The sequence below is a fragment of the Phenylobacterium sp. genome, from assembly GCF_046590535.1.
Lineage (GTDB): Bacteria > Pseudomonadota > Alphaproteobacteria > Caulobacterales > Caulobacteraceae > Phenylobacterium.
Map to the genome: position 1 here is coordinate 1 of NZ_JBKJTG010000183.1, position 3470 is coordinate 3470.

3 protein-coding genes are annotated in these 3470 nt (G+C 69.0%); all 3 read right to left on the minus strand.

Annotated elements, in window-relative coordinates; genetic code table 11:
- Positions 1–47: 47 nt before the first annotated feature.
- Positions 48–266, minus strand: coding sequence for a hypothetical protein (locus ACLL81_RS10875; protein ID WP_411288363.1), 219 nt, complete (start codon positions 264–266; stop codon positions 48–50).
- Positions 263–1546: an MFS transporter gene (locus ACLL81_RS10880; protein ID WP_411288364.1), complete on the minus strand. Its 1284-nt coding sequence runs from the start codon at positions 1544–1546 to the stop codon at positions 263–265. Before ACLL81_RS10880 ends, ACLL81_RS10875 begins: the two co-directional genes overlap by 4 nt.
- Positions 1543–3470, minus strand: a 1928-nt coding sequence (locus ACLL81_RS10885) for a copper-translocating P-type ATPase (RefSeq protein WP_411288365.1), incomplete at its 5' end; no start/stop codon positions are given. The genes ACLL81_RS10885 and ACLL81_RS10880, both read right to left, overlap by 4 nt.

The window sequence follows — 3470 nt, forward strand, 5'->3', positions numbered from 1 at the left end:
CAGGTTGTCTGGTCCGGCGCGCGATATCCCCGTCCCGGCTGCGTTTCTCAGACGCCCGCAGTTGCCGCCGCCCACGTTTGGTTGGCCTCGGCCCGGAAGCTGCGAAGGGTCCGGCGGCGGATCAGGTGGCGGTGGCCGGCGTCCTGGTCCTGGCCTTCGCGGCGCGCGATGCGGCGGGCGGCGGCTTGCGGCGGCTTGCGGCGGGTTGAATGGCTCGGCCTGACGATGGCCGGAGCCACCAGTGTGGCGCTCGTGGCGGCGGTCAACTTCGCGCTCGCTGGCGCTTGGATGGCGGTGGGCGCGGGCGGCGCCGTGTCGCGAGGAGGTACGGCAGCCTGAAGGCGATGGCTATGCTGCCGCCGGTGACCGCGGCCATCAGCAGTAAGGAAGCCCCGGCGAAAGGGGTCGCGAAGAGCATACCGCCTGCGGCGGAGCCGACGGCGCTACCCAGGCTGGCCGCTGCTGTCTGCTTGCCGAGTTCCGCACCCTGGGCGTTTCCGGCCTTGGTCGAGATCCAGTAGGTCACGATCGGCAGGAGGATGCCGGCGCTGGCCGCCACCGCGCCGATGACCACCAGCATCAGGGCGAAGTTCGACGCCCGGGGGACCATGAACAGCGCCAAGGCCAAGACCGCCAGCGCGGGCGCGATCAGCCAGCGGGTCTGCCTGGGCTTCACGAGCGGTGAGAAGACCAGCGTCTGCACGAGAATCATCACCAGGCTGCATTCGGTGAACATCACGGCGATCTGCGCTTGGGTCATCCCAAGCTCCTGGCGTCCGCGCAATGCCAGCCCGACCTCGAAGACGCCGACGGCGCCCGAGACGACGAAGGCCAGGACCAACAGCCTGAGGACGAGCCGGTCACTCCCCTGGACGGCACTGGTTTTCAATCGGGTGGCCGCGATGTGCGAGGCCCCTGGCACCGAGAGGGCGATCGCGCCGGCCACCGGCAGCGCGAGCAGCGCCGTCGCGGCGAGCGGGATCGCCAGCAGGCCGGACGGGCTGATCGGGCCGAGGACACCGGCGCCAAGGCGGGCCAACAGCAGGCCCAGCATCGGCCCCAGAAGGAAGCCGGTGATCCCAGCCACGCTGATCATCGTCAGCCGCCGGCCCCGGGATTCGTCGTTTGCCGCCAGGTCGCCGATCGCCGCCGAGGCGACCGGGATCACGGCCGCGGCGAAGATCCCGCTGACGAAGCGCGCGCCATAGACCGCAGGCAAACCGCGCACGAACGAGAAGATCAGCATGCTGGCCGCAAAGCCTAGGAGTCCGAGAATGAGGATGTTGCGACGGCCGAGGTGGTCGGAGAGGCGACCCCACAGGGGCGCGAACAGGAAGAGCCCCAGGACATAGATGCTGGTCAGCAGGCCCGTGTGCGACGAGATCGAACGACTGGCGCTAGAGACCCGCAACACCTGTTCGACCAAGTCCGGCAGGAGCGGCAGCACGACCCCATAGCCGATCGAGACCGTAAACACCGCGAGCATCAGCACGATGAGCGTGGCGAGCGGTACGCCCGCCGCACCGGCTCCGCCGCCGGAGGTCACGCGGCGTTGGCCGCCGGGGGGGCGGGCGAATGCGGGGGCGCGGGAGTCGGGCCTTTCGCGGAAGTCTGCGCAGGCGCCGGAGCGGCGGCCGCAGGTGCGGATGGGACGGAGGGTGCTGCTGCCGCCGACGCCTGAGGCGGTGTCGCGGGTGCAGATTCCGCGGGCAGGGCCTGGGTCGTGGCGGGCGTCGGCGTCGGAGCCGGATTCCCGACGCCAGGGGGAGCGGCCTGGGCCGCGGCCACCGTACCTTCGCCAGGCGCCCCAGGCGCTGGTTTGCCGGCCGTGGGCTTGTTGATGCCCGCCAGCTTGGTACGCTTGAGCAACAGGGCGTTGACGGCGACGACCGCCGTGCTCCCGGACATCGCCAGGGCGGCGACGGCCGGTCCCAGCAGGAAGGGGTATAGGACCCCCGCGGCCAGTGGGAAGGCGACGACGTTGTAACCGACCGCCCACCAGAGGTTCTGGTGCATCTTGCGCAGGGTTGCCCGCGACAGGGTGATCGCCCCGACGACGTCCAAGGGATCGCTCTTCATCAGCACGATGTCGGCGCTCTCGATGGCCACATCGGTGCCGGCGCCGATGGCGAAACCCACGTCGGCCTGAGTGAGCGCTGGCGCATCGTTCACGCCGTCGCCGACCATCCCTACCTTCTTACCCTTCGCTTGCAGCTCCTTGATCTTGCTTGCCTTGTCCCCTGGTCGCACATCGGCCATGACGGTCTCGATGCCAAGCCCTGCCGCAATCCGCCGGGCGGTTCCAAGATTGTCACCCGTCATCATGACGACCTCGACGCCGCGATCGCGCAGCGCCTTAACGGCCGCTGCGGCCGTGGGCCGGGGCGCATCGGCGATGGCGATCAGGCCGAGCAATCGTCCGCCGTGGGCCACGTGAACCACGGTCCGTCCCGCGCCCTGCAGCTCAGTCGATTTCGGGCCCAGCGCACCCAGATCGATCTTCTGCTGCGCCATCAGCAGCTGGTTGCCGAGGAGCACGGTCTTTCCGTCGAGCTCCGCCTGTGCGCCCATCCCCTCGATGTTGAGAAAGCCCGTCACCCGGGCCGCCGGAAGGTTACCGGCCCGATGCAGGATGGCTTGCGCCAGGGGATGGTCGGAGCCGGCTTCGACGGTCGCCGCCGCTGACAGCAACTGGGCTTCGGCGACCTCAGATCCCAGCACCAGCTCAACGACCTCCGGCTGGCCCATGGTCAGGGTGCCGGTCTTATCGAAGACGACGACGTCCAGCTTGGTGGCCTCCTCGAGGGCGGCTGCATTTTTGAACAGGATGCCGTTCGCCGCACCAAGGTCCGTGCCAACCATGATCGCCATGGGGGTCGCCAGGCCGAGGGCGTCGGGGCAAGCGATGACGAACACGGTGATGGTCAGCGTCACCGCGAAGATCAGCGGCATGCCGAATCCCCAGTACCACACGCCGAACGTCGCCAGGCCGGTCGCGATCGCGGCCAACACCAGCCATTGCGCGGCGCGGTCAGCGAGGAGCTGCGCCGGGGCTTTGGAGTTCTGCGCCTCCTGCACCAGCTTGACGATCTGTGCGAGCGCGGTATCGGCCCCGACCTTGGTCGCGCTGTACTGGAACGCCCCGCTCTTGTTGATCGTGGCCCCGATCACCGTGTCGCCGGGCTTCTTAGCCACCGGCATCGACTCCCCGGTGAGCATCGACTCATCGACCTGCGAATCGCCGCTCAGGACCGTCCCGTCGACGGGGATCTTGTTCCCGGGTCGAATGACCACCGTGTCGCCGACGACCACCTCGGCGGTCGAGACTTCGAGCTCGGCCCCTTGGCGCAGGACCATGGCCTTGGGAGGCGTGAGGTTCATCAGCTTGCTGATCGCCGCCGACGCCCCGGCACGCGCGCGCATCTCAAGCCAATGCCCGAGCAGGATGAACACCAGCAAGATCGCGGAGG